Raw genomic sequence first — 25,504 nt, 5'->3', positions numbered from 1 at the left:
AGAATTTAATCATAGTGAATGGTAACATCATAATAAGAGTCTACATTCAGACCGCTTATTTTAGTAGAAATCCATCGGGTATGTAAAACAAAATCTTTCAATTGATTATTGAATTGTTTTTCAAATATATTGTTTTTTTTGTTTTGAAGGTAGCTTTCTGCAAATAAATCTTTCATTCTTCCATCTTTTGTAAGAATGAACATCGCAGAAGTATAAGAATAATATACTTCGTTGTTCCTGTTGTGTTGAGTAGAAGTTGGATATTTTAAAAGATAATCGGCTTGTATTTTATCGAATTGATTATCCATGGTAGAATTGGGGTATCGCGAGTTTTGATCACATTACTCGTATGAAAAAACTTCTTCAGAGTGCTTTTTAACAAAATTCTGTTTTGTAATATAACGCAATGAATCAAATGAATTTATTGCCAAACTGTTTTTGGATAAGTCTGTTCATCTCGATTTCTCTGCAATTTGCAAATTTATCATTAGGGGAGGTGATACGGGAAAGAGAAATATTTTGGTTTTTTATATGATTTTGATTCAGAAGTATTTTGAATTCTTCTTCACCGGGATCATCATAGCCTAAGCCGGAGAAAATGGTCCAGGTATAATTTTTATAATTAAAATTATTTTGTGCCTGTCTTTTTTGATAATTTACACCCTACCTCGTAGCCATTCTTCTTTTGACTACAAGATAGAGTGGTAATAGCCGTTAAAATATGTATAACAGGCTTTATATTCATTTTTTAGCTGATCAGTTGTATGATTTTTAATGCTACTTTCAGGGCTTCTGTACCGTCTTCAAGAGAAACTTCTACATTTCTGTCCGTAGTAATGGCGTCTGCAAAAGAATTAAGTTCATCCAGAATGGCATTATTCGGTTGAATATTCGGATATTCAAATAAGATCTGATTCTTTTCCCCCTCAGCATTTTCAATAATCATATCAAATGGAGTAGGAGTTTCGGGAGCATCCTTCATTCTGATCACTTCAGCCTTTTTCTCAAGGAAGTCAACAGAGATATAGGCATCTTTCTGGAAGAACCTGCTTTTTCTCATTGCTTTCATCGAAATTCTGGAAGTGGTAAGGTTTGCTACACATCCGTTTTCAAATTCAATTCTCGCATTGGCAATATCCGGTGTTTTGCTTACCACACAAACTCCGCTTGCATGAATATCCTTAACTTTAGACCTTGTCATACTCAACAAGATGTCAAGATCATGAATCATAAGGTCCAATACCACAGAAACATCCGTTCCACGAGGATTGAACTCTGCCAGCCTGTGAATTTCAATGAACATTGGATTTTTGATATAATCTTTAGTCGCAATAAAAGCCGGATTGTACCTTTCCACATGACCTACCTGTGCTTTGATCCCGTTTTCCTGGCAAAGTCTTAAAATTTCTTCTGCCTGCTCAAGGGTTTGCGTTACTGGTTTTTCAATGAAAAAATGAAGTTTTTTCTCTATGGCTTTTAAAGCATAATCATAGTGATAGATTGTGGGAGTGACAATGTCCAGCATATCGATCTGATCCAGCAATTCATCAAAATTCTCAAAATATTTATATCCGAATTCGGCTTCTAATTTTTTTCCGTTTTCAACATCTTTATCGTGGAAACCTACAAGTTCATATCTATCTGATTGATTAAGAAGTTTTAAGTGTATTTTTCCCAAGTGTCCGGCACCTACCAAACCTGCTTTTAACATAGCTGTATTAAATTTTTGTAAAGATAAGAAAGAAGTTAGATTCCAAAGGTCAGAAATTACTTTTTGTGGATAATTCTTTTCATGGATCCCTTAAATCTCAAATCTAATTTCTTACTTTTGCCAGATGCATGATTCGTTTGTACATAAAGGAAAAAGAAAGATTTTAGTTGAATATCTTCGACACAGAATTGGAATTTCGGATGAGAATGTACTTCAGGCAATGAGTGAAGTTCCGAGACACCTTTTTATCGAAAGTATTTTTGAAGATTTTGCCTACGAAGACCGGGCGTTCCCGATTCTGGCACATCAGACCATTTCGCATCCCTCCACGGTGGCGGAACAGTCTGAATTACTGCAGGTAAAAGCAGGAGAAAAAATACTGGAAATAGGAACCGGGTGTGGATATCAGACTGCCGTTTTACTGGCGATGAAAGCACATGTATACACGGTTGAAAGACAAAAAGATCTTTTTGATTTTTCTAAAAAGAAACTAAGGGAGATGCATTTGTTTCCAAAATTTCAAAGCTTTGGAGATGGTTTTGCAGGATTGCCGACATTTGCTCCCTTCGATAAAATTATAGTGACCTGTGGTGCTTCAACATTACCTACAGAATTATTGAAACAGCTGAACATAGGAGGGAAAATGGTGATTCCATTGGGGCCTACTGACGAGCAGGTACTGTTCAGATTTACCAAAATAGGACCTACAGAATTTGAAAAAGAAGAATTCGGAGCCTATAAATTTGTTCCCATGCTGGGAAGTACCAATCAATAAAGTTTCATTTTACAGGACATATTTTACTAAAAAGTCCCAAAAGTTTTTGAACAATGAAGTAACCTAAAGAGTTCAGAAATAAGATGTATGTGATTTATATAATTAATAAATTTTATCTTTTTTAATAATTTTTTATACCTGTTTCGGAATGGAAATTGAACTTCATTAGGAGATCAACCACTTAAAATCTTATTATTATGGATACGAATAGATTCAAGTCATCACACGATTTTAGTAACGTTCAGAAGAACTTACAAAATAATCCTGGATATCATGCCGAAAGCTATTCTCAGCAGGTAAAAGATTGTCTCAGTGAGATGAAAAAGAAAGATCAGGAAGCCACGAAGCAAGGATTTATGAGCCATGCTCAAAAGTCGGCAAAAGAAGTCTGGGAAGAAATTCAGGAGATGGCTTCTGAAGCCTGGGATCAACAAAGAAGACATTTGGATGAAGAGAAATAATTTTTAATATTAAAGTTAGAACCTTACTTTTGACAGAGTAAGGTTTTTTGTTTAAATCAATCAATAGTACAATGAAAGTTTTTGTGAATAAAATGATTCCTGAAATAGGGCTCAATATATTGAAAGAAGGAGGACTGGAAGTAATATTTCCGGAAAATGAAATTCTATCCCATAAAGAATGGCTGAAGTATTGTAAAAATGTGGATGCCCTCCTAAGCATCGGAAACGATTTTAAGTACAATAAAGAATTCTTTGACGAATGTCCGAATATCAAAACAATTGCTCTGTATTCGGTAGGCTTTGATCATGTTGATATCAAAGAGGCAGTCATAAGAAAAATTCCCATAGGAAATACTCCTGACGTTTTAAGCAGAGCCACTTCAGATGTAGCATTTTTACTGATGCAGGCCGTGGCAAGAAGGGCAAGTTATAATTTTCAGAAAGTAAAAGATGGAAATTGGGGAAGTTTTGATCCATTACACGCATTAGGACAGGAATTATATGGTAAAACACTCGGGATTTTTGGGTTGGGAAGAATAGGTTTTGAAATGGCTAAAAAATCTCGTAATGCTTTTGATATGGATATCATCTATCACAACCGTCATCGCAATGAAGAAGCGGAGAAAGAGCTGGGAGCGACATATGTTTCCTTTGAGAATTTAATTGCCGGTTCGGATGTATTGAGTGTTCATGCCAGCTTTACGCCTGAACATAAAGAACTTTTCAATCAGGCTGTTTTTAAAAAAATGAAGTCGAATGCTATTTTTATCAATACGGCAAGAGGTGGCTTCCAGAATGAGAACGATCTTTATGAAGCTCTGATCTCAAAACAGATCTGGGGGGCAGGGCTTGATGTAACCAATCCTGAACCGATGTCTTCCGATAATCCTATTCTGGAACTTTCGAATGTATGTATTTTACCCCATATCGGTTCTGCCACTATGGAAGCCAGGAATGGTATGGCGAGACTCGCTGCAGAAAATCTGGTTGCTTTTTCAAAAGGTGAGAAAATGCCTTATTGCGCCAACCCTGAAGTTTATTCTCATTTATCATAATAAGTTGGAATTATTTTTGTTCTTTCTGTATAAACCTAAAATCTCAACATTATGGCACCAGAAAAAAATATTAATGAGCAAAACAGGAGATTAGAACAAATGGATTATAATCCCAATGAAGATCTATTTAAAAGAGAAAAACACATCTCACTGGATGGAGACGGAAACCCGATCTTTGATGAAGATGCAAATGATGATAAAATTGATAAAGGCCTGGATATCCCGGGAGCAGAAGATGATGATGAGATGGAAGAAATAGGAGCAGAAGATGAAGAAAATAATTATTGGAGCTTAAGTGATAATGATGACGATCATGAGGAGGAAAATGATGATGTTTTAACCTGAAACTTTGAACAGATATTTACAATATGAACCTTACTGAGCTTCAGTGAGGTTTTATTTTTTTGAAATGATAATCCAAGTCCCTAAGAAGAAATTACCCTCCAAAATTCAAATTTAGTATTAAATAATAAATTCAGATTGATAATTTAAAATAAACAAATTCGCTTTTCACCTCTACTTGCCTATATTTTATAATTTGAATATCTTTAAAACATAAAAAATTGTTTAAACATAGAACTTTAAATAGCAATATGACATTTCAAGAACAAATCCAACAGGGAATTCCTACTCAGCTGCCACTGGCGAAACCATATGAAACAAATATCAACCATGCTCCGAAACGTAAGGAGATTTTAGGGGAAGAAGAAAAAAAACTGGCATTAAAGAATGCTTTACGTTATTTTGATCCTCAGTTTCATGCCGAGTTAATTCCTGAATTTAAACAGGAACTGGAAGACTACGGAAGAATTTATATGTATCGTTTTCGTCCGGATTATGAGATGAAAGCAAGATCAATCACTGATTATCCGGGGAAATCCGAGCAGGCAAAAGCCATTATGCTGATGATTCAGAATAACCTGGATTATGCTGTTGCCCAGCACCCTCATGAGCTGATTACCTATGGTGGAAACGGTGCGGTTTTTTCCAACTGGGCACAATATCTGCTGACGATGAAATATTTATCCGAAATGAGTGATGAACAAACGTTGGTGATGTATTCCGGACATCCGATGGGATTATTCCCTTCCCATAAAGATGCTCCAAGAGTTGTTGTAACCAACGGAATGATGATTCCGAATTATTCAAAACCGGATGACTGGGAAAAATTCAACGCTCTTGGGGTGACTCAATATGGGCAGATGACGGCAGGAAGTTATATGTATATTGGTCCGCAAGGAATTGTTCACGGGACTACCATTACGGTACTGAATGCTTTCAGAAAAATAAATAAAGAACCAAAAGGAGGTCTTTTTGTGACTTCAGGATTAGGAGGAATGAGTGGTGCACAGCCAAAAGCAGGAAATATTGCTGGGTGTGTTACGGTATGTGCTGAAGTAAATCCGAAGATTACAAAAATACGTCACGATCAGAAATGGGTGAATGAGATCCATGAAAGTCTTGATGAATTGGTAAAAAGAGTAAGAGAAGCACAGGAAAATAAAGAAACTGTTTCTCTGGCTTACCTTGGAAACATTGTAGAAGTCTGGGAGAAATTTGATCAGGAAAACCTGAGAATAGATATCGGATCTGACCAGACTTCTCTTCATAATCCATGGGCGGGGGGCTATTATCCTGCGGGACAAAGTTTTGAAGAATCGAATACAATGATGGCTGAGGATCCTGAATTATTCAAAGAAAAAGTTCAGGAAACATTGAGAAGGCATGCGGCTGCTATCAATAAACATACAGAAAAAGGAACCTATTTCTTTGATTATGGAAATGCTTTCTTACTGGAAGCTTCCAGAGCAGGAGCTGATGTGATGGCGGATAATCCTACATTAGGAAGAGAATTCAAATATCCAAGTTATGTTCAGGATATTATGGGACCTATGTGTTTTGATTATGGTTTTGGGCCGTTTCGTTGGGTTTGTACAAGTGGAAAGCCGGAAGATCTTCAGAAAACAGATGATATTGCCTGTGCAGTACTTGAAGAGATGATCAAAAGTGCTCCTGAAGAGATTCAGCAGCAGATGAAAGATAATATCCAGTGGATCAAAGGTGCACAGGAAAACAAGCTGGTTGTGGGTTCACAGGCAAGAATCCTTTATGCTGATGCCGAAGGAAGAATGAGAATTGCTGAAGCTTTCAATAATGCCATTAAAAATGGAGAAATAGGCCCTGTAGTTCTGGGAAGGGATCATCACGATGTATCCGGAACAGATTCTCCTTACAGAGAGACTTCCAACATCTATGACGGATCGAGATTTACTGCAGATATGGCCATTCATAATGTGATTGGTGACAGCTTCCGCGGGGCAACCTGGGTATCCATTCATAATGGTGGTGGAGTAGGCTGGGGAGAAGTCATCAACGGAGGTTTCGGGATGTTACTGGACGGAAGTGCTGATGCTGACAGAAGGCTGAAGTCGATGCTTTTTTGGGATGTCAATAACGGTATTTCCAGAAGAAGCTGGGCCAGAAATGAAGGTGCTATTTTTGCCATTAAAAGAGCGATGGAAGTGGAACCGAATCTGAAAGTGACACTTCCTAACCTTGTAGATGAAAATTTACTGTAATATAAAAAGGAAGCTTTGAACAATATTAATAAAGCAATATTTTCACACCTCAATGTAGAGGATAATGATCCCGTATGGGAAAAATTTGCTGAAGTTCAGTTTTCAAAGAAAAATAAATTTCCGGACGATAAAGCCTATCTTGTTGAAGATGGGCTTGTCCGTAAATATTATATCAATCATTCTTCAGATATTGAGACAGAAATATGTGCAGATTTTTACTTTCCCGGTGATATTTTTACTGTTGGAGAAACAGATTCTGAAGGTATTTATGAAGCTATAAGTAATGGCCTGGCATGGGAAATTACATTGGAAGAGGTTAAAGAAATGTTTTTCGTTAATCCACAATGCCGCTTTGTTCAAAACTATTATTTAAGCAGAAAACTAAATGCTGCGATGAAGCGTGAAATGCTTTTGCTTAAAAATACACCACAAGATTTATACAAATACCTTTTGAATCACAAACCTCACTATATTCAAAATATCCCGTTGAAATATCTGGCTTCTTATATCGGAATTACCCCTATTTCTTTAAGCAGGATCAGAAAACGAATTTCCTGAGATAAGCGTAACTTCCATCTTCTGACCTCCAACTTCCAACCTTTATTTATTATCTTTTGTTTATTGTTTGACTTTCCATAAGTTTTTTCCTTTGCTAAAAAAGAAAATATGGAAATACAAAAGTTAAACTGGGCAGGAATAAAACTTATTTCTCAAGATAAAATTATCTTAATTGATGCCGTAGAAGATTTCTCTTATTATAAACCTGTCCTTGGGGATGCCGTAGAAAACCTCATTGAATTTTCAGAAGAAATACGTGCAGATTATATTCTGTTTACCCATCTGCACCTAGATCACTTTGACCAGGGAGTAATCAAAAAGTGCCTGAAGAAAGACGGTAAACTTATTGTTTACTCAGGATTGGAATCTTTTGTCAGAAAATATGCAGGTGAGGTTGAGATGATCGTCTTGGATTTGAATGAAATCTTTACTGAACACAATATTACTTTTAAACCGGTTTTTGCGATGGATGGTGTTGGAGAGATCCAGTCTTCCTGGATTGTGGAGGATGAAAGTACTAAAGTTTTTCACGGGGGTGATACAATATGGCACAACCAATTCTGGAAGTTGGGAAAGGAAAATCCTAATATTGATTACGCATTTTTACCCGTCAACGGAGTCGTTGTCAACTTTGAGATCATCGGCCTGGAATACAGCCCGGTTCCGGCTTCTCTCAACCTTAAAGAAGCCTTTGCCGCAGCCCATTTATTGCATGCCAGATATCTGGTTCCTATTCATTATGGGTTATTTGCCCATAAAAAATGTTATATTCCACAATTGTTTGATGATGGGGACCTGCGGAAAACTTCTGAGGAAGTGGGGCAAGGGTATTTGATTTTAAAGGATGGAGAGATGTTGACGGAAGGTTATAGTTGATTTAAAAATTTTCAGGAAAAACTTTGTTATAGTATATGACAAAGTTTTTTTATTTTTAATCCCCAAAAACTATAGCTAACGAAGCGATTAAATGTATGAGAAAAAAAATGTTCGGCCTTATTCTCGGGATAATATCAATTCCCGTTTTTGCTTGTCTGAATGGAGAAACCCTAAAACTTGAAGACGGAACAATTCTTTATGAAGATTATGATGGTTTTGTCCCTCATGGACATCAATTCGGAGACAATAAAAGATTAAGTGAGGTTCTATTGTCACTGGAAAAAGGATATCATGAAACTAAAAATTTGAATTTCCTTTCAGATAAAGGTTTGATATTAATTATACAAGGGAAATATCAGGAGGCAATTGAACTTTACAACAAAATTGAAAAATCAGACCCTGACAGATATTCCACAGCGTCAAATATAGGAACAGCTTATGAGCTGATGGGCAATAATGAAAAAGCTTTGTACTGGATTGAGAAAGCGATAGAAATTATGCCTGACTCCCATTATGGTTCAGAATGGATTCATGCTAATATTTTAAAAGCGAAAATTAAAGGTGATCAATATATTACCTCTCAGTTTTTAATTAACCACGATTTTGGGAATACGAAAATTCCGGTATCAACTTTAAATAAAAAACAATTGCATTCTCTTAGAGAGCAATTGTATTATCAATTAAATGAAAGGATGACTTTTGTGAAACCAGTCGACAAAATTGTTGCTCAGCTTTTATTTGATTTAGGAAATGTTTCTTATCTGTATGGAGATAAAGAAGAAGCTATGGAAGATTATGAAAAAGCAAAGGAGTATGGCTTTAAAGATCCACTTTTAAAAGAAAGAATCAATTTACATCCAATACCTATAGATAGGCAAGTTGAAAAAAAACTAATTAAAGAAGCAAAGTTTCATACCAATCCTTTGAGAAGATTTCATCTGATAGAAATGTTGATATCTGTTTGCGCATTTATGTTTTCATGTTTATTGGTTTTTATTTTCAGAAAAAAAATATTTTTACTGCTTAAATAGTTGTATGAGGAGCAAAAAATGTAAAGTCTTTCCAACCTTTTTCTCCTTTACTGCATCTATATATAAAAAGACATTCTATGAAAATTACCATATCAAATCCCTGCCAGGAAAATTGGGAGAATATGACAATTGATGAACAAGGAAGATTTTGTGCGGCGTGTTCCAAAACGATTCATGACTTTACTGATTTTTCAGACGAAGAATTAGTCAATAGTCTTGGTTCTGATGAAAATATCTGTGGGAGATTCAGAGGTGATCAGTTGGGAAGAAATTTGAATTTTTCATTAACGGGTAAAATTGCTGTGAGTTTATTGGCTGTAGGCGGAGCTTTAACAACCGTTAACGGGCAGGAATTAAAAGGAGAAGAAGTTAAAAAAATGGACTTTAAAAAAGGAATCGATGGAGTTGAGGTTATCAACAAAACCTTACATAAAACGATGTGGCTGGGAATGCCTACAAAAGAAGATATTGAATCTACGCAACCGGTGATATTATTAGATGGTAAAAGGATTTCCGAAGAAAAGATGAAAAAAATAGATGGCGATAAAGTCAAGAGGATCAAAGTTCTTTCCGGTGAAGGAGCAGTGAAACTTTATGGAAAACTGGGGCAAAATGGAATCATTATTATTGAAAGTAAAAAGTAGAACATTGAATCTATATAAAAGCTTATCATTGATATTCTGAGATAAGTTTTATACCTTTAAGGATGAAAAAAATTGGAATAATAGGATGTGGTTGGTTGGGTGGTCATATTGCGGAGAGATTATCCGGTCAATATGAAATTTTTGCCACTACTACTTCAGAATCTAAAATAAAAGACCTGTCTGATAAAGGATACCATGTGACACAAGTTGACTTTCCGGACCATGATATATCAGAAACCATTATGAAATGGGATATTGCGCAACAATTAGATGCCGTGATTATTACAGTTCCTTTTTCAGGGATAAGAGGTGCAGAAATTCCTTTACATGATAGAGCTCACAATTTGATATCCTTTCTTGGAGATTATAAAGGTCAGGTTTATCTGATGAGTTCTACAGGGGTATATCCGAATGACGAAAAAGAATTTACAGAAGATGACAAATCTGCAGATAATGTTCCAAGTGAAAGCGTTATAAAAAATACATTTCCTCAGGTCAATATTCTGAGATTAGCCGGATTAATGGGAGATCAGCGACTTTTAAAGAATTATAATATTTCAAATTTGGAGCTGCTGGTTAATCATATTCATTATGCTGATATTTGTTCAGTTGTTGAAAAGATGCTGGATAATCAATCTCAGTCCAAAGTATATAATGTGGTGGCTCCTGTTCATCCTAATAAAGAAGAAATAATCAATGCCCAAAAAGATCTGCCTTATTCCGGAGAGCGTACTGCTGAAGGCAGAACCATTTCACCGGCCAGATTAATTGCAGATCTGAATTTTGAATTTCAATATCCGGATCCGCGGTATTTTCATCTTACCCATATTTCTGAATAAAGATTTAAATAAAAACCTGCTGTGAGGCAGGTTTTATTGTATAATGAATACATTTTTAATAGCCTTTTCCAACCTTTTCGGTCGTTGCTGCATCTTTATATAAAAAGATTCTATGAAGATTACTGTACCTCAACCATGCAATGAGAAATGGGAGGCGATGACTCCTGAAGAAAAAGGAAGATTCTGTACTGTATGCTCTAAAACAGTCAGAGATTTCAGAGAAGCTCATGATGATGAGATTATAGATGCATTTTCAAACTCTTCAGAAAGTATCTGTGGTAATTTTAGAACTTCGCAACTTAACAGGGAACTGCATTACTCTTTCATCAACTCTCTTTTTGTAAAGTTTGCTGTTGGTTTTGTTCTTACAACAGGAGGAATGATAACGGTTGATGCCCAACAATGTATCCCCAGAAATGACGTTGTAAAACAAGAAATAATGATAGGAAAAGTTGTTTCCTTTCCTCCCGTTACACAGGACACCATTATCAATCGTACATATACCATAGGAGGTGCTCCGTCAATCGGGACTGCTACATACCAACCACTATATGTCATCAACGGGAAAATATTCAGTTATGAGAAGGTAAAGTCCCTTAAGCCCGGTTTGATTAAAAAAGTTCAGGTGTTAAAAGGAGAGAAAGCATTTGAGATATTTGCTGAAAAGGCGAGAGGAGGAGTCGTTATCATTACCACTAAAAAGAAGATGAAGAAATAACAATAAATTTTATAATGATATTTAATTTTTGAATAAATTGTATCCCATATTGATCATCTTATGCTTTCATCCGAAACTTTACAAAAAATAATAGACATCAGTCATACAGTGGCTTTAAAGCGGAATGATTATTTTGTGAAAGAGAATGAGGTTTGTAATCATTTAGGTATTGTAAAAAGTGGGACTCTGTATTCTTATTTTGAAGATTCGGATGCCAATGTGATTGTCAATGAATTGTATAACAAGCAATCTATTGTAACATCCTATAGAAGCTTTTTAACTGAGATTCCGTCACCTGCTTATATAAAAGCGTATTCGGATACAGAAATTTATGTAATTGAAAAGAAAACCTACAGCGAATTGATGCAATCTCAGGAATGGGCTTTGGTATTTAAAGAAGTGTCAGACGAATTATTTATTAATAAGTGTTTTAAAGAAACTTCATTAATTAAATTAAAGGCCAGAGAACGTTATTGGGCATTAATACATGAAAGAGCTCATTTGGAGCAGGATTTCCCTCAACATCTTATAGCTTCTTATCTTAAAATTCGTCCTGAAACGCTATCGAGAATTAAAAGTCTTGATCTACATCAAGATCAAAAGTAATTATTTCTGCTGAATTTTGCATTGTAATAAAATAACAATACAATGCCTTTAGTAAGAATAACTTTATCCGAAAACTATTCCGGGGAAGAATGTAATCAAATTTCCCGGGCTGTTCATTCAGCATTAATAGAAGATTTTAATATTCCTGATGATGATTATTTTCACATCATGGAGAGAGTGAATCCCTCGCAGCTATTTTTCCCCAGCCAATATCTGGGAATAAAACATGATCAGGGAATTTTGTTTATTCAAATTATTGCAGTGATGGGCAGAAGCAAGGAGCAAAAACAGAACCTTTATAAGAATATAGTTTTAAAAATCTCCACATCCACCGGAATAGATCCACAAAATATAATCATTACTTTACTGGAGAACTCAAAAGAAAACTGGTCATTTGGCAATGGTGAGATCCAAACCTTTAATCATATATAGTATGGTAGAAATTGTAAATGCAGAACAAGTGTTGGAAAATAATGCAGAAGACCAAATGATGAATCAAAAAGTGATTTTCCTTACAGGGGATGAGCAAAATGCTTTTTTTATGGTAGAATTAAAGAAAGGTAGAACATTACCGGCCCATTATCATAAAGAAAAAATTGAGATATATTACATTCTGAAAGGCAAGGCAAAAATGTTAACAGCCCAATTTGAGAATGGAAAAATTATGGATCACTGTGTCCAGAATGTTGAAACCGGAGATACTTTTTCGATAGAACCCTATATTGTACATCAGATTACCAATACAGGAACCGGAGTACTTCAGATTTTAGCGAGTGCACCCAAAAGCCATAGTCAGGGCGATAGACATTTCGTACCATTTATTAATGAAGAATAATGAGAACCCCCAAAATTATAACAGCCGTTGTTGTATTCGTAGGTATATTTTTTTCAGGTTGTAAGGCGCAAGAAGTCAATATAAAAAGAAAGGATTTGCAAAATATCATAATCGATGGTTATTTGCATAAAGTGGAAATGCAGGAAATCATTTTAGATGCCAATCAGGGAGCGCCTGTACATTATCATCCTTGTCCGGTAGTGGGTATCGTTATTTCTGGCAAAATTCTATTTCAAATGGATGGGGAAGATGCTGAAATTTTAAATGCAGGTGATGTTTTTTATGAGCCAAAAGATCGAAAAATTCTGTGTTTTGAGAATGTGGATGCAAATAATTCAGCAAAATTTGTGGCAACTTATTTAAAGGAATCAAATGAAAAATCTATTGAACTAACCCATTGATGGCATAGGCTCAGTGTAATCATTTTGATCACCTTTTATTATTAAAGTCTCCGGCGATCTTCGATCGCCGGAGACTTTGTATGTTACGCTAAAACTTACATTTTCACTGCTGCAATAGCTGCCTCATAATTCGGTTCCTGTGAGATGTCAGGTACCTGCTCTTCGTAGATGATTTTTCCTGAAGGATCAATCACTACAACAGCCCTGCTGAGAAGACCTTTCATTGAAGAATCAATCATTTCCACTCCATAATTCCATCCAAAGTCAGAACGGAAATCTGAAAGCATTACAACATTTTTGATCCCTTCAGCACCACAAAATCTTTTTTGAGCAAATGGCAGGTCCTTGGAAATGCAAAGCACTACCGTATTGGGAAGATTAGCTGCATCTTCATTAAAATGATGAACAGATGCCGAGCAAACACCCGTATCGACACTTGGAAAGATATTGAGAATAACATATCTCCCTTTGTAAGATTCAAGGGTCTGATCATTCATATTAACATCTGTCAGGGTAAACTTGGGAGCCGGTTTATTAAGTGCCGGTAGTTTTGAATACGTACGTACAGTTTCTCCTCTCATTAGAACCGTGTTAGGAGTTGCCTTAGTATTTTGGGCAAAGCCTAATGCCGACACCAGAAACAGTGTACTGAAAATTATTTTTGAAAACATTGAAATTTTATTTTTAACAAAATTATTCTTTTTTTCAGTTACCTGAATTAAATTTCATTCAAATAGCTTGTAAATAGAGCGAATCTATTGAATCACTATTCTTAAACTCAATTTTTACGTCTAACTTTATTCTTCAAAACATATTCAAATTATTAAAAGATATACTTATGAGTTCAGTAAACAACTTTTCACTTCATGATATTTTTAAAAGTGAAAATGATATCCCCGAAGAATATAGAATTCCCGAAATCCATCAGAAAGTCTACCTCCTGAATGGTGAGCTGGTAGAGTGGAGAGGAGAAACACAAAATATCTATTCTCCCGTTTGCATTCGCACAGAAAACGGATTGGAAAGAAAACTTCTGGGAAGCATTCCGAATATTGGTCCTGAAGAAGCAATGGATGTTCTGGAAGCTTGTGTAAAAGCATATGACAACGGTCTTGGTGAATGGCCAACGATGTCGGTAGAAGGCAGGATACAATGCATGCAGAAGTTTGTATATCTGATGATCCAGCAGCGCGATCTGATTATTAAATTGCTGATGTGGGAAATTGGAAAAACACTGGCTGATTCTACCAAGGAATTTGACCGTACTGTAGACTATATCAACCAGACGATAGATGCCCTGAAGGATCTGGATAGGGAATCTTCCCGATTCCAGCAGGCAGAAGGAACTATTGCACAGATCAGAAGAGCTCCGCTGGGAGTCGTTCTGAGCATGGGACCATTCAATTATCCATTAAACGAAATCTTTACCACATTGATTCCTGCATTGATCATGGGAAATACGATTTTATTTAAATTGCCAAAACATGGGGTATTGGCGCATTATCCCTTATTGGCAGCATTCAAAGAAGCTTTTCCAAAAGGAACTGTCAATACTTTGTATGGAAAAGGTTCAGAAATTATCACCCCGATTATGGAAAGTGGAAAAGTAAATGTTTTGGCATTTATCGGTTCAAGCAAAGTGGCCAATGGGTTGAAAAAACTACATCCCAAAGTGAATCGTCTGAGAGCGATCTTAAGTCTGGATGCCAAGAATGCTGCCATTGTAACCAAAAATGCCAATTTGGATGTGGCCGTGAGTGAATGTATTTTGGGAGCACTTTCCTTTAACGGGCAGCGTTGTACTGCATTAAAGCTGATTTTTGTTCAAAAGGAAATTGCAGCAGAATTTACCGCTAAATTAAGTGAAGCTGTTTCTGCTCTGAAGGCTGGATTACCATGGGAGAAAGATGTAAAGGTAACTCCACTTCCGGAAGTAAATAAACCTCCTTATTTAAAAGAATGTATTGATGATGCCACGAGCAAGGGAGCAGCAGTTTTAAACAGAGATGGGGGCTTTACAGAAGAGTCTTTTGTTTTTCCTGCAGTGGTGTATCCGGTGAACAGTGATATGAAACTGTATCATGAAGAACAGTTTGGTCCGGTGATTCCCGTAGTTCCGTTTGAGGATATTGAAGAACCCATTGAATATCAGGTGAATGCCTCGCATGGGATGCAGGTAAGTATCTTTAGTGAAGATCCGTTGGAAGTTTCCAGATTGATAGATCCGTTTGTGAACCTTGTCAGCCGTGTCAATATCAACTGTCAGGCACAACGTGGGCCTGATGTATTTCCATTTACAGGAAGAAAGGATAGTGCAGAAGGAACACTTTCTGTTTTTGATGCCCTCCGTTCATTTTCTATCAGATCTCTGGTAGCCGCAAAACTTACCGATTCGAACACTAAATTATTAAATACCATCGTCCGAGAGCATGATTCTAACTTTTTAAGCACCGACTATATTTTTTAGTCTTAATCTTAAACTGAACTTAACATAAAATAAAAATCCTTAATAAACTTCTTTGTTTTTTAAGGATTTTTTAACTTGAAGGCTGGAATTTTAGTTTTTGTATTGTATAGTAGTATTTTCATGAAAATATTACTAAAGGATTAGTGTATAAGCCCATGTCTTCACCCGAAAAAGAATTTTTAGAGAAAATTGAAAAACATAAAGGTGTTATTTTCAAGATCTCTAAAATGTATATGGATAATAAAGACGATCAGAATGATCTCTACCAGGAGATTATTTATCAGTCCTGGAAATCATATGATGGTTTCCAAAAGAGGAGTGATTTCTCAACATGGTTATACAGAACTGCGCTCAATACAGCAATTGTTTTTTTGCGAAGTGAAAAAAAGCGTAGTTTTATACAAAATCAGAATATTGACGGGTTGAGTTCCCAGCAAGAACCCTACAATGATACTGATGATGTAAATATGAAGCTTATGTATGAAGCCATTCATCAATTGAGCCCTATTGACAAAGCTCTGATTTTCTTTTTCCTCGAAGATTTTCCGGGAAAAGAAATTGCCCGTCAGCTGGGAATTTCTGAAGTCAATGCCAGAGTAAAATTGAAAAGGGCAAAAGCTAAGCTTAAAGAGATCATTGCAAAACAGAGAACAGATTCAAATTAAACATTAATGATGAACTTAGAAAATTTTAAAGAACTTTGGAATAAAGATGCAGGGCAGGATCCCCCTGAAATTTCTTTAGATAAACAACGAGAGATACATTCTCCGTTACAGATGTTAAAAATCAATATGGAAACGGAATTTTGGCTCATGATTGTTACATTGCCATTGCTTTTAACCGGTTTCCCATTTGCATCTCCGGATGCCAATATTAAGATTATATCGACATTTGTCACCATTTTAACACTAGCTTTCGTCGTCTATTTTTACTCTCGTTTTCTAAAGCTCTATAAGTTGCTTAGAAAAAATAGTATCAACACCAATTACGATTTGTTTAATCTTAAGACACAGCTCTTAATATCAAAAGAAATTTATATTTCATACTATATTTCCTATATTCCTCTTGCTTTCCTGTTATGTCTTATTAAGATTAATTTTCATTTTGATATGGAATATAATCTGGCTATTTTTGGAATCAGTCTTTTGATTACTCTTTTGCTGGTCTGCTTCGTCATAAAATATTGGATTTATTATATGTACGGAAGATATATAGATGATATAGTGGAACTGGTAGATGAACTTAATGGGATTGAAATACGACCAAAAGCAATAAGGAAAAAAACATGGTTTGAACGTTCTCAAAAATTTTTCATGAATAAATTGGGAATTAAAGGAAATATTCTGAATACTGTTATATGGTTTATTTCCATGTACATTTTTATTATCCTTTTCCTAACAGTGATTTTGCTCATCATTATCATTATTGGTGCTAAACTGGATTTTATCAATATTGTTACCTTACAGAGGGCTTTAGAAAGATTAAATTAATATGATCTTAGGCAGACATTATTTTCAATACATCAGCCATTTGAATAATAATTGATTAAAATGATCATCAATAGGTAACATTTCTCTACTTTCAATACTAACTGTATGATTAGCATAAGACTAATTAATGTACAGACGAGTTCACACCCATATTATCTGTATTATTTTGGATATTCAATTGAAAAAGGTCTTCCGAAATAACAGAAAGAAAACCGATAGAAATTATTCTGTCTGTTTTTTTATAAAAATATGTAACATTTTTACTTTTTTTCTACTAACTGAGAATAATATCAATTTTTCTTAATTGATTAAAGGTAAAACCACAAATGAAATTATTTCAGACAATAACTATCCTAGGAAAATAGTCATTGAACACCACTTAAAAAACACGATGAAAGCCTGGCAGTATTTTTCTGCCGGGTTTTTTATTTTCTCTCGGAGTAAATCTGCCTTCATATAGTTTGTAAATAAGTGTATATCATATAAAAAATAACCTGAGTTCGGGGTAAGAGAGTTAAGCATAACAGGCTGGAAGCCATAAGAGAAGGGCTGAAAGTTATTATCAGTTCTAATTACTGATGGTCAGTTACACAATTGATTTTATTTAAGATAGATGAAAAACAGATGAAAAGTTGTTCTTTAGGCCTTCCATGATTTCTCTCTTCCGTAAATCGGAAATCTGACGTTACAATAGTTTCGGCGGGCTGAAAGCCCGCCGAAACCTTATATTATTGATCTTTATGTTCTTTTTCTTTTGCAATTTCGTTCCTGATCCAATCCAGCTGTGGATCTTTTCTTTCAATAATATCCTGTATACTTTCTTTAACAACCACATCCGGGACAACTCCCTTCTTTGAATCCGAGAAATTAATGTTAGGTTGTACGAGTAGCAAGCCGATCGGAAATTTTATTTCAGAATTGGGAAGCTTTTGATAAGAATAAAATCCTGCTACTGTTCCATCATTGGCTCCTCCTGTTTCTTCACCAACCAGTGTTGCTCTCTTATCATTTTTAAGCTTTGCTGTAATGATCGATGATGCAGAGAAACTTCCCCCGTTGATCAGAACAAAAACCCGTCCCTGGAATGCTTCTTTATTAGGTTTTGTAGGTTTGTCTGCCTTCATTTTATAGAAGACTTTGCCATCCTTTTTGTAGGTACTGAAAGCCTGAGCAAAAAAATAGCTTGGGTAGGCAATACTTTTAAACGCAAATTCTAAAGCGCTGCTTTTTCTGAAGTAGTTGGTTCGCAAAGGAATATCCCTGGAAGTAACCTGAGATGGTTTTATCAGGGTAAAAGGTTCATTGGCAAGGTAAGAATAAAGATTGTTGATTTCATAAAGAGAACCTCCATAGTTATTCCGAACATCTATAATCAGGTAGCTTGATTTAGCGTCTTTAATTTTTGAAAATGACTTTTTATAAAACTCATCAGAGTATTCACGGGAAAAACTTTTCACCTTTATATAGGCAATAGTACTGTCTTTATCCAAAAACTTAAAACTTCGGTTGTAAGAATTACTGGCTGCTACATAATCGTTCATTTTCTTTTCAGGCGTCCTTTTCTTCATTTCCTTGTCCTTTTCAAGGTCGGTATCTGATTTGATCTCTCTTCTTAGAGTTAATGTTTTCTTTTCACCGTTATAAAGAGTTTCTATAGTTGCCTTATCTGAAAGACCATGTTCCGCTGTATAATAATTAAAAAACAGATCCTTCAAAAAATAAGGTTGGAAGGTTGTGTTATATCCATCACTGCTGATCAGGTTCTTGTATTTTTTTATATAATCCGAAACCGGAGTACTGTTAATGGATAAAATTTCAGTCCCGGGTTGAATATTTTCAATAGAATCTCTGTTTTGAATAATATACATACGATTATCAGCTATATAATATTCAAAACGGCTAAACAATCCCGTCTTATGTTCTAATTTTTTTATTTCCTTTTTGGTAAATCTTTTTCGTGGAATTCTTAAAGAAAGATGCCCTTCACGAATCCCTGCAATGACAGGTTGTAATTTGAAATAAAACTGAAGAGGGGTAAGAGGTTCATTGATCGTCTGCTTAAGACTGTCAAACTTACGTTCCAATTCCTGCTTGGGAATATACCAATACAGTTGCGGATGCATTTGTTTTAGTTTTAAATATGCATAGTCTATATCCTCTTTAAGTTGTTCCGGGGGAATACATGAAGCCCGCTGTTCATTATGTTTTCTAATGGATGCACACGATGAAAGCATAGCAAGAAGAAATATAACCGAATAATTTTTCAATGTACTTTTGAGTTTTTTTAAGCTGCTAAAATAAAGAGTTTAAAGTTAATCACCACTTAAATGAGTGATAAATTTTCTGAAAAACATAATAAATTTAGTTAAAAAATTGCGGTCAATGACTTCTTATTTTCATTTAAAAGCAAAAGTCAATACATTTGATGCTTATTTTATGACAAAATGGTTTATTGGATTATGACAACGCTTGTTGTTTTGACGGTTACTTTCTTTATGGTGATCAATATGAAGGTGTTTGGGGCAACACCCAAAGGAAAAAGATTGAATCGTATCCGGCAGTCTAAACTGTATAGAGATAAAAAGTTTCAGAATATCAGTCATACTCCATCGATTGCCGAAGGATATAAAATGTCAAAAGTTACCTATGATTTCTTTTTAGGTAAAAAGGATCCCTTGTTAAAGCCTTTGAAAGCAATTCCTTCCATGCATACCCATTTAAAAAGTATAGATAAAAATACAGATGTTTTTATCTGGCTGGGACATTCATCGTACTATTTGCAGACTGATGGTGTCTCATTTCTGATTGATCCTGTGCTGAGCTCATATGGCTCACCTTTTAAATATTTTAATAAGGCTTTTGAAGGTTCAGATATTTTTAAACCTGAAGATCTTCCGGATCTGGATTATCTGATTATCACTCATGATCATTTTGACCATTTGGATTATCCCACCGTAAAATCCATTAAAAACCGAACCGGAAAAGTGATCGTTCCACTTGGAGTAGGTGCACATTTTGAAAGATGGGGATATAGTGAAGATCAACTTATTGAAGAAGAATGGGGGGCAAATATTGAATTAAAAAATCAGATAAACATTACTTTTACTCCGGCAAGGCATTTTTCAGGCCGACGATTGAAACAAAATGATACACTATGGACATCTTATGTACTGGAGACCCCCACAAAAAAAATGTTTTTGGGTGGAGACAGTGGTTATGATTCACATTTTAAAATGATCGGGGATGAATATGGCCCCTTTGATTACGCGATTCTTGAGAACGGGCAATATGGAGAGGCATGGAGATATATTCATACGTTGCCGGAAGATGTTATTCAGGCAAGTGTAGATCTTAAAGCTAAAACAGTTCTTCCGGTTCATTCTTCCAAATTTGCACTGGCACTCCATCCATGGAATGAGCCCTTACAAAAGGTGACAAGTCTCGGGAAAAAAAGAGGCCTGCATATTCTTACTCCTATGATTGGACAGGTCGTGAATCTCAACCACTCGGATCAGCAGTTTGACATCTGGTGGGAAGATTGATCAGGCATGCCAGATATCTTTATATCTTCTGGGATGATTTTCAAATTGTTGTCGGACAAAATCACATTCCGGATCTACAAGCAAATCTTTTTCCTCTGCATAACGAACCAATTCATCCAGCAGCAATTTAGCATAGCCTTTACCTTCACGCTCTTCGTCAAGTTTTGTGTAATACACGATCAGCAGCCTTCCGTCAACCTCTATGGACATGTAGCCTGCTTTTTCCCCATCGATAAGTAACTGCAATTCGTCCTGATATGGAGATACTTTAAATTTTATATTTTCCATAATTATTGAGATTTGGTTGATTAAAAAAGTGTAAAGAGTTTTCTAAAAACATTCTTTCTCTTAAAATTACAAATTTTAATGATATGAAATAATAGTTTTTAAGAATCTTAACGAATTTTATAATAATAAAAGATAAAAGATAAAAGATAAAAGATAAAAGATAAAAGATAAACTTTGTTAGATACACCTTGGTATTCTTTTCATCCTAAAAAAGTGTTTAATAAAATAAACAGGCTAATAACTCAAATTCTTTCCGTAATTAAAATCTGTTGATTGTGTTAAAATATAGAAAATATTTTAAAGATAATCAATGGTTTATGATTTTTTTTAACAGATATTAGTAATTCAGATCAATAATTGGCACTCTAATTGTCTATGCCATGGTGTTTAATTTAAAGTGGAATGAAATGAAAAAGTTATTATTAACCGCATTGTTGATTGGAACATTCAGCCTAAGCTATGCTCAGTCAAATTATTATAATGAATATCGAAGAAGTATCTCTGATGTTAACTGGCAAACTGTGATTGCTGATCTTTTGCTCTCTACAACACAAGCCAATCAGATTAATAATCTAAACAGCAGATATCGTGATTATGACACATGGAACAGAGTATATGTAGTGGATCCGGGAAGATGGAGAAATGATCGGTATTCAGAGCTGGAAAGAATACTTGGACGGGAAAAATATATACAGTTCAAGAAAAGATATTACAGAGGCCAAAACCCTGTTATCGTTTACAATGTAAGTAAGAAGGATTATAAAAAATACCGCAAACAGCAAGATAAGTATTATAAAAATCAGGAAAAATACTATAAAAAAAGATATAAAAATCATGGCCATGGCCATGATGGTGACTGGGATTAGACCATTATCAACTATATATATTCAATTTTTAAGTGGCCGGCAGCTTTTGTCGGTCATTTTTTTGTTATGAAATGGGAGAGGTTGATAAAGAAAGAATCAAATAAAATAATTTTATTCATTAATGTGTTTGAATTTTATAACTTTGATCTATGCAATCAAACGAATCTTTAAAAGGTTTTTACGACCGTAACGGATCCCATCTGGGGCCACCATGTCTGGATCCCACCAGTATGGGGCATTTCAATGTGTTTTCACGGGAGTATTGCTCGCCGTTGACCCCCTATAGCAGAAGAGATTATTATAAAATTTCACTCATCATTGGAAAAGGAAAACTTCACTATGCAGACAAATGGATCTATGTTGATCGCCCTGCATTATTGTTTTCAAACCCTATCATTCCTTATTCCTGGGAAGCTGAGGATGATGATCAGAAGGGCTGGTTTTGTCTTTTTACAGAACAATTTTTACAGAATGGAAGCCGGCTGGGAAATCTTCAGGATTCTCCTCTTTTTAAAATTGGGGGTACTCCGGTTTTCTTCGTTGAAGAAGATCAACAGAAGATTCTATCTGAAATGTACACAAAGATGATGGCCGAAATCAATTCAGATTATATTCACAAATATGATATGCTGAGAGCTTATCTCTATCTGATGATTCATGAAACCATAAGAATGCATCCGGCAGAAAGCTTTGAGCCTTATCAGAATGCATCTCAAAGAGTAGCTTCTTTATTTATGGAGCTGCTGGAGAGGCAGTTTCCCATCGACAGTCCTAAAGCTTTTCTGAAATTAAAAACACCGAACGATTACGCTCAAAACCTTTCTATTCATGTCAATTCCTTAAACCGATCCGTAAAAGAGATGACAGGAAGAACAACCAGTCAGCATATCACCGCCAGAATCATTCAGGAAGCCAATGCTTTATTAACCCATACGGATTGGAATATTGCTGAAATTGCTTACGGTCTTGGATTTGAAGAACCTGCTTATTTTACCAACTATTTCAAAAAACAAACAGGAATTACCCCCAATGCCTTACGAATGAATCTTGTTTGAATTTTATAATTCTTAGTTTGAATTCTATATCGTTACTGAATCTTCCATAGCATAATTTTGTCATATAAAATCAAATCAACATTCATTATGAAATTTAGAAAATTAGGAAACACGGGAGAGCAGTTATCTGCTATTGGTTTAGGATGCATGGGAATGAGTTTTGCTTATGGCCCTACAGACGAACAGGAAAGTATTAATACCCTGCACAGGGCATTGGATCTGGGAGTCAACTTTTGGGATACAGCAGATATGTATGCCAATGGAGAAAATGAAAAACTGATTTCTAAAGTTTTGGTTCCCAATAGAGATAAGATTTTTATTGCGACGAAATTCGGATTCAGATTTAAAGATGGTAAAGCAAGTCATAGTGGGGCACCGGGTACCTATTTTGATGGTTCACCGGAATGGATCAGACAAGCGGTGGATCTAAGTCTCCAGAGATTAAAAATTGATACGATCGACTTATATTATGCTCATAGAGTAGATCCGGATATTCCTGTAGAAGAAACCGTTGGCGCAATGGCAGAACTGGTAAAAGCAGGGAAAGTAAAATACATCGGACTATCTGAGGCTTCTGCAGAATCCATCAGAAAAGCAAATAAAATTCATCCTATTACAGCATTACAGTCAGAATATTCTATTTTAACCAAAGATGTTGAAAATGAAATTTTGCCAACCATCAGAGAACTGGGAATTTCATTGGTTCCTTATTCTCCACTGGCAAGAGGTCTCTTTGCCAACATTACTGAAGTACAGAATCTTGGCGACGACGATTTTAGAAAATCATTACCACGCTATCAGCAGGAATATCTGGATAATAATACAAAACTGGCAAAAGAAATCAATGAATTTGCTGCCTCTAAGGGGATAAAAGGGACTCAGTTGGCTTTAGCATGGGTGCTGAATCAAGGAGAAGACATTATTCCTATTCCGGGAACAAAACGAATCAAATACCTGGAAGAGAATATTGCTGCTGTTAATGTTAACCTCTCTCAATCAGATCTTGATACCATCGATGCTATTCTTAAAAAATATCCGAATGTAGGAGAAAGATATAATGAAGGTTCCATGAAATTAGTCAACAACTAAAGATTATATAATACACTGAGTTTCCGGAATCATCTTCGGGAACTCAGTGTATTAATCAGAAAATAACCATTTGATTATGAACAGGCGAGAATTATTAAAAAATAGTTTATTAGCTGGAACATTAAGTGTGATCACTCTTTCGAGTGTTTGGGCGGGCACAAAAACAACAGGAAAAAAAGAAGAAAATGATCTTTCGGGAGTTAAGAGAATTAAACTTGGTGAGCTTGACTTGTTTATTCTTACAGACGGGTATATCCATGAAACGGATATCAATTCATTTGCACCAAGAGGAAATGTTTCTCAGCTGAAAGAAATTCTTAAAGAGAATTTCAGACCTGAAGATTATATTGATATGGCAGTAAATGTATTATTGGTAAAAACCAAAAACAAACTGATTTTACTGGATGTCGGGATGGGGATTTTTGCAGATGAAAGAACTGGATTTCTATCGAAAAGTCTTGAGAAAGCAGGGTTCTCTCCTAAAGATATCACTGATGTTTTTATCTCCCATGCGCACCCGGATCACATCGGAGGTATTGTGGATAAGCAGAATCATCTTACGTTTCCTAATGCTACTGTTTTCATCTCAAAAACAGAATATGATTTCTGGATGAAGGCTTCTTTGGAAGACTTTAATAACAGTGCCCTGAAAGCAAAACCGGAAATGCTTAATCAGATTATTCCGGCTCTTCAGAAAATATTGAAAACCATTCAACCTAAAGTCCGGTTTTATGATTTGAACAACACATTATATAATCATTTTAGTTTTCAGCTGGCTCCGGGACATACTCCGGGTTTAACGGTGACTACAATTACTTCAGGAAACGAAAAGCTTATCTATATTGCTGACCTGATCCACTCTGATGTTATTTTATTTCCACATCCCGACTGGGGATTCTCCGGAGATACAGATCTGGACATTGCAACCGCTTCAAGACTGAAATTCCTTACAGAATTGGCAAATACAAGAACCAGAGCATTTGCTTCTCACTTGTCATGGCCGGGATTAGGCTTCACAAAGAAGAAAGATAAAGCCTTTGAATGGATTCCGGAAAGCTTCATGAATTAGAAGATCATCATTTGAAATAATGAATAAGAGCGGACTTTAGTCCGCTTTTATTATAAAATCATCTTTATCTTTTATGAATTCCTTCGATTCATTCATCCTTGTCAAGGTTTAAACCTCGACAAGGATATTTCTCCAAATATCAGTTCCTGGGAATATAATTTCCTAAACATAGAGTAAGTTATTGTAAGTACAGTAAAAGCAATTATTGCATCTATCGTAGACGGAAAACCAAGGACTGCTATTTTTGAGAAGAAAGCAAAGAGGATATCGAAGAACATTCCTGCAAATACCCATTCTTTCAATCTTAATAATCTGTTGGGAAGAAGCAGAGCCAGAACACCAGCTATTTTAAAGACGCCCAGGATGTAAATGAAATGTGGAGGATAGCCCAATTGTTGGGTAATATCCCATACTACTGGATTTTTTGTAAGTTCAAAGAATCCACTTGCTCCAAACCATAATGACATAAAAATAGCTCCTGACCAGTAAATGATTTTTGTTGTTTTTGTTTTCATTGTTGTAGTATTTAGGGTGTTATAATTGAATGTT

General features: G+C 35.4%; 29 protein-coding genes. 23 read left to right on the top strand and 6 right to left on the bottom strand.

Translation table 11 applies throughout. The annotated features are described in order from the left end of the window. Nucleotides 1–5: 5 nt before the first annotated feature. A complete protein-coding gene (locus C1631_RS05365; RefSeq protein ID WP_109710938.1) occupies nt 6–308 on the bottom strand; it encodes a hypothetical protein in 303 nt (100 codons plus the stop codon). Nucleotides 309–748: 440 nt separating this feature from the next. Beyond that, complete coding sequence (locus C1631_RS05360; protein ID WP_109710936.1) at nt 749–1,711, bottom strand: Gfo/Idh/MocA family protein; 963 nt, start codon at nt 1,709–1,711, stop codon at nt 749–751. A 124-nt stretch (nt 1,712–1,835) separates the two neighbouring features. On the opposite strand from C1631_RS05360, the gene C1631_RS05355 reads away from it, so the two are divergent. The 15 genes from C1631_RS05355 (at nt 1,836) to C1631_RS05285 (ending at nt 13,089) form a co-directional block, all read left to right on the top strand. Continuing rightward, nucleotides 1,836–2,486: a protein-L-isoaspartate(D-aspartate) O-methyltransferase gene (locus C1631_RS05355; protein ID WP_103249240.1), complete on the top strand. Its 651-nt coding sequence runs from the start codon at nt 1,836–1,838 to the stop codon at nt 2,484–2,486. Nucleotides 2,487–2,683: 197 nt separating this feature from the next. Then, nucleotides 2,684–2,947, top strand: a complete 264-nt coding sequence (locus C1631_RS05350; protein ID WP_103249239.1) for a prevent-host-death protein — start codon at nt 2,684–2,686, stop codon at nt 2,945–2,947. A 71-nt stretch (nt 2,948–3,018) separates the two neighbouring features. Beyond that, nucleotides 3,019–4,002: a 2-hydroxyacid dehydrogenase gene (locus C1631_RS05345; RefSeq protein ID WP_103249238.1), complete on the top strand. Its 984-nt coding sequence runs from the start codon at nt 3,019–3,021 to the stop codon at nt 4,000–4,002. 51 nt (nt 4,003–4,053) lie between these two features. Further along, the gene (locus C1631_RS05340) at nt 4,054–4,347 is read left to right on the top strand and encodes a hypothetical protein (protein ID WP_103249237.1); all 294 of its coding nucleotides are present in this window, start codon (nt 4,054–4,056) and stop codon (nt 4,345–4,347) included. 248 nt (nt 4,348–4,595) lie between these two features. Further along, nucleotides 4,596–6,581 (top strand): urocanate hydratase, encoded by a 1,986-nt coding sequence (hutU, locus tag C1631_RS05335; RefSeq protein ID WP_109710934.1) that lies wholly within the window; start codon nt 4,596–4,598, stop codon nt 6,579–6,581. Nucleotides 6,582–6,596: 15 nt separating this feature from the next. Then, nucleotides 6,597–7,139 (top strand): Crp/Fnr family transcriptional regulator, encoded by a 543-nt coding sequence (locus C1631_RS05330; protein WP_103248834.1) that lies wholly within the window; start codon nt 6,597–6,599, stop codon nt 7,137–7,139. A 108-nt stretch (nt 7,140–7,247) separates the two neighbouring features. Then, nucleotides 7,248–8,015, top strand: coding sequence for an MBL fold metallo-hydrolase (locus C1631_RS05325; protein WP_109710932.1), 768 nt, complete (start codon nt 7,248–7,250; stop codon nt 8,013–8,015). 95 nt (nt 8,016–8,110) lie between these two features. After that, nucleotides 8,111–9,046 (top strand): tetratricopeptide repeat protein, encoded by a 936-nt coding sequence (locus C1631_RS05320; RefSeq protein WP_103248836.1) that lies wholly within the window; start codon nt 8,111–8,113, stop codon nt 9,044–9,046. A gap of 77 nt (nt 9,047–9,123) precedes the next feature. Next, nucleotides 9,124–9,690 carry a SusC/RagA family TonB-linked outer membrane protein gene (locus C1631_RS05315; protein ID WP_109710930.1) on the top strand — a complete coding sequence of 189 codons (567 nt, stop codon included), beginning with the start codon at nt 9,124–9,126 and terminating at the stop codon, nt 9,688–9,690. A 62-nt stretch (nt 9,691–9,752) separates the two neighbouring features. Beyond that, entirely contained in the window at nt 9,753–10,529 is a 777-nt protein-coding gene (locus C1631_RS05310) for an NAD-binding protein (RefSeq protein WP_109710928.1), read from the top strand. 112 nt (nt 10,530–10,641) lie between these two features. After that, nucleotides 10,642–11,247, top strand: a complete 606-nt coding sequence (locus C1631_RS05305; protein ID WP_109710926.1) for a hypothetical protein — start codon at nt 10,642–10,644, stop codon at nt 11,245–11,247. Nucleotides 11,248–11,307: 60 nt separating this feature from the next. Continuing rightward, a complete protein-coding gene (locus C1631_RS05300) occupies nt 11,308–11,853 on the top strand; it encodes a Crp/Fnr family transcriptional regulator (protein ID WP_109710924.1) in 546 nt (181 codons plus the stop codon). A gap of 42 nt (nt 11,854–11,895) precedes the next feature. Continuing rightward, nucleotides 11,896–12,285 (top strand): tautomerase family protein, encoded by a 390-nt coding sequence (locus C1631_RS05295; protein ID WP_109710922.1) that lies wholly within the window; start codon nt 11,896–11,898, stop codon nt 12,283–12,285. 1 nt (nt 12,286) lies between these two features. Beyond that, on the top strand, nt 12,287–12,688 hold the full coding sequence (locus tag C1631_RS05290; RefSeq protein WP_165828235.1) for a cupin domain-containing protein: 402 nt from the start codon (nt 12,287–12,289) through the stop codon (nt 12,686–12,688). Next, nucleotides 12,688–13,089 carry a cupin domain-containing protein gene (locus C1631_RS05285; protein WP_109710918.1) on the top strand — a complete coding sequence of 134 codons (402 nt, stop codon included), beginning with the start codon at nt 12,688–12,690 and terminating at the stop codon, nt 13,087–13,089. The genes C1631_RS05290 and C1631_RS05285 overlap by 1 nt, the downstream gene beginning before the upstream one ends. Before the next feature lie 95 nt (nt 13,090–13,184). Here the strand turns inward: C1631_RS05285 and tpx are convergent, their stop codons facing one another. Continuing rightward, nucleotides 13,185–13,760 (bottom strand): thiol peroxidase, encoded by a 576-nt coding sequence (tpx, locus tag C1631_RS05280; protein ID WP_103248606.1) that lies wholly within the window; start codon nt 13,758–13,760, stop codon nt 13,185–13,187. Nucleotides 13,761–13,927: 167 nt separating this feature from the next. Here tpx and C1631_RS05275 point away from each other — a divergent pair, with 167 nt between their 5' ends. The 3 genes from C1631_RS05275 (at nt 13,928) to C1631_RS05265 (ending at nt 17,046) form a co-directional block, all read left to right on the top strand. Further along, a complete protein-coding gene (locus C1631_RS05275; protein ID WP_103248605.1) occupies nt 13,928–15,556 on the top strand; it encodes an NADP-dependent glyceraldehyde-3-phosphate dehydrogenase in 1,629 nt (542 codons plus the stop codon). Nucleotides 15,557–15,711: 155 nt separating this feature from the next. After that, a complete protein-coding gene (locus C1631_RS05270; RefSeq protein ID WP_109710916.1) occupies nt 15,712–16,221 on the top strand; it encodes an RNA polymerase sigma factor in 510 nt (169 codons plus the stop codon). 6 nt (nt 16,222–16,227) lie between these two features. After that, complete coding sequence (locus C1631_RS05265; RefSeq protein WP_228441035.1) at nt 16,228–17,046, top strand: hypothetical protein; 819 nt, start codon at nt 16,228–16,230, stop codon at nt 17,044–17,046. Nucleotides 17,047–17,774: 728 nt separating this feature from the next. On the opposite strand, the gene C1631_RS05260 is transcribed toward C1631_RS05265, so the two are convergent. Next, on the bottom strand, nt 17,775–19,313 hold the full coding sequence (locus tag C1631_RS05260) for a S41 family peptidase (protein WP_109710914.1): 1,539 nt from the start codon (nt 19,311–19,313) through the stop codon (nt 17,775–17,777). Nucleotides 19,314–19,505: 192 nt separating this feature from the next. On the opposite strand from C1631_RS05260, the gene C1631_RS05255 reads away from it, so the two are divergent. Then, nucleotides 19,506–20,588: an MBL fold metallo-hydrolase gene (locus tag C1631_RS05255; RefSeq protein WP_228441030.1), complete on the top strand. Its 1,083-nt coding sequence runs from the start codon at nt 19,506–19,508 to the stop codon at nt 20,586–20,588. Here C1631_RS05255 and C1631_RS05250 read toward each other — a convergent pair whose 3' ends face one another. Further along, complete coding sequence (locus C1631_RS05250; RefSeq protein WP_109710910.1) at nt 20,589–20,876, bottom strand: GNAT family N-acetyltransferase; 288 nt, start codon at nt 20,874–20,876, stop codon at nt 20,589–20,591. It lies immediately after the preceding gene. 407 nt (nt 20,877–21,283) lie between these two features. On the opposite strand from C1631_RS05250, the gene C1631_RS05245 reads away from it, so the two are divergent. From C1631_RS05245 to C1631_RS05230, 4 genes are all read left to right on the top strand, one after another. Then, nucleotides 21,284–21,742, top strand: coding sequence for a hypothetical protein (locus C1631_RS05245; RefSeq protein WP_103250251.1), 459 nt, complete (start codon nt 21,284–21,286; stop codon nt 21,740–21,742). A gap of 149 nt (nt 21,743–21,891) precedes the next feature. Continuing rightward, the gene (locus tag C1631_RS05240; protein WP_109710908.1) at nt 21,892–22,797 is read left to right on the top strand and encodes a helix-turn-helix domain-containing protein; all 906 of its coding nucleotides are present in this window, start codon (nt 21,892–21,894) and stop codon (nt 22,795–22,797) included. 87 nt (nt 22,798–22,884) lie between these two features. Then, complete coding sequence (locus tag C1631_RS05235; protein WP_109710906.1) at nt 22,885–23,886, top strand: aldo/keto reductase; 1,002 nt, start codon at nt 22,885–22,887, stop codon at nt 23,884–23,886. A gap of 76 nt (nt 23,887–23,962) precedes the next feature. Continuing rightward, entirely contained in the window at nt 23,963–24,955 is a 993-nt protein-coding gene (locus C1631_RS05230) for an MBL fold metallo-hydrolase (protein ID WP_109710904.1), read from the top strand. 101 nt (nt 24,956–25,056) lie between these two features. On the opposite strand, the gene C1631_RS05225 is transcribed toward C1631_RS05230, so the two are convergent. Next, nucleotides 25,057–25,470: a DoxX family protein gene (locus C1631_RS05225; protein WP_109710902.1), complete on the bottom strand. Its 414-nt coding sequence runs from the start codon at nt 25,468–25,470 to the stop codon at nt 25,057–25,059. Between the last annotated feature and the right edge of the window lie 34 nt (nt 25,471–25,504).

The sequence above is a fragment of the Chryseobacterium phosphatilyticum genome, from assembly GCF_002899825.2.
Taxonomy (GTDB): domain Bacteria; phylum Bacteroidota; class Bacteroidia; order Flavobacteriales; family Weeksellaceae; genus Chryseobacterium; species Chryseobacterium phosphatilyticum.
This window is presented reverse-complemented; position numbering and strand designations above follow the sequence as displayed.

Coding starts and splice junctions, on each gene's coding strand:
- C1631_RS05365 (WP_109710938.1), bottom strand. CDS start 308: ATGGATAATCAATTCGATAAAATACAAGCCGATTATCTTTTAAAATAT.
- C1631_RS05320 (WP_103248836.1), top strand. CDS start 8,111: ATGAGAAAAAAAATGTTCGGCCTTATTCTCGGGATAATATCAATTCCC.
- C1631_RS05305 (WP_109710926.1), top strand. CDS start 10,642: ATGAAGATTACTGTACCTCAACCATGCAATGAGAAATGGGAGGCGATG.
- C1631_RS05250 (WP_109710910.1), bottom strand. CDS start 20,876: ATGGAAAATATAAAATTTAAAGTATCTCCATATCAGGACGAATTGCAG.
- C1631_RS05275 (WP_103248605.1), top strand. CDS start 13,928: ATGAGTTCAGTAAACAACTTTTCACTTCATGATATTTTTAAAAGTGAA.
- C1631_RS05285 (WP_109710918.1), top strand. CDS start 12,688: ATGAGAACCCCCAAAATTATAACAGCCGTTGTTGTATTCGTAGGTATA.
- C1631_RS05340 (WP_103249237.1), top strand. CDS start 4,054: ATGGCACCAGAAAAAAATATTAATGAGCAAAACAGGAGATTAGAACAA.
- C1631_RS05300 (WP_109710924.1), top strand. CDS start 11,308: ATGCTTTCATCCGAAACTTTACAAAAAATAATAGACATCAGTCATACA.
- C1631_RS05310 (WP_109710928.1), top strand. CDS start 9,753: ATGAAAAAAATTGGAATAATAGGATGTGGTTGGTTGGGTGGTCATATT.
- tpx (WP_103248606.1), bottom strand. CDS start 13,760: ATGTTTTCAAAAATAATTTTCAGTACACTGTTTCTGGTGTCGGCATTA.
- C1631_RS05315 (WP_109710930.1), top strand. CDS start 9,124: ATGAAAATTACCATATCAAATCCCTGCCAGGAAAATTGGGAGAATATG.
- C1631_RS05295 (WP_109710922.1), top strand. CDS start 11,896: ATGCCTTTAGTAAGAATAACTTTATCCGAAAACTATTCCGGGGAAGAA.
- C1631_RS05240 (WP_109710908.1), top strand. CDS start 21,892: ATGCAATCAAACGAATCTTTAAAAGGTTTTTACGACCGTAACGGATCC.
- C1631_RS05345 (WP_103249238.1), top strand. CDS start 3,019: ATGAAAGTTTTTGTGAATAAAATGATTCCTGAAATAGGGCTCAATATA.
- C1631_RS05230 (WP_109710904.1), top strand. CDS start 23,963: ATGAACAGGCGAGAATTATTAAAAAATAGTTTATTAGCTGGAACATTA.
- C1631_RS05265 (WP_228441035.1), top strand. CDS start 16,228: ATGATGAACTTAGAAAATTTTAAAGAACTTTGGAATAAAGATGCAGGG.
- hutU (WP_109710934.1), top strand. CDS start 4,596: ATGACATTTCAAGAACAAATCCAACAGGGAATTCCTACTCAGCTGCCA.
- C1631_RS05325 (WP_109710932.1), top strand. CDS start 7,248: ATGGAAATACAAAAGTTAAACTGGGCAGGAATAAAACTTATTTCTCAA.
- C1631_RS05225 (WP_109710902.1), bottom strand. CDS start 25,470: ATGAAAACAAAAACAACAAAAATCATTTACTGGTCAGGAGCTATTTTT.
- C1631_RS05270 (WP_109710916.1), top strand. CDS start 15,712: ATGTCTTCACCCGAAAAAGAATTTTTAGAGAAAATTGAAAAACATAAA.
- C1631_RS05255 (WP_228441030.1), top strand. CDS start 19,506: ATGACAACGCTTGTTGTTTTGACGGTTACTTTCTTTATGGTGATCAAT.
- C1631_RS05290 (WP_165828235.1), top strand. CDS start 12,287: ATGGTAGAAATTGTAAATGCAGAACAAGTGTTGGAAAATAATGCAGAA.
- C1631_RS05360 (WP_109710936.1), bottom strand. CDS start 1,711: ATGTTAAAAGCAGGTTTGGTAGGTGCCGGACACTTGGGAAAAATACAC.
- C1631_RS05350 (WP_103249239.1), top strand. CDS start 2,684: ATGGATACGAATAGATTCAAGTCATCACACGATTTTAGTAACGTTCAG.
- C1631_RS05245 (WP_103250251.1), top strand. CDS start 21,284: ATGAAAAAGTTATTATTAACCGCATTGTTGATTGGAACATTCAGCCTA.
- C1631_RS05355 (WP_103249240.1), top strand. CDS start 1,836: ATGCATGATTCGTTTGTACATAAAGGAAAAAGAAAGATTTTAGTTGAA.
- C1631_RS05235 (WP_109710906.1), top strand. CDS start 22,885: ATGAAATTTAGAAAATTAGGAAACACGGGAGAGCAGTTATCTGCTATT.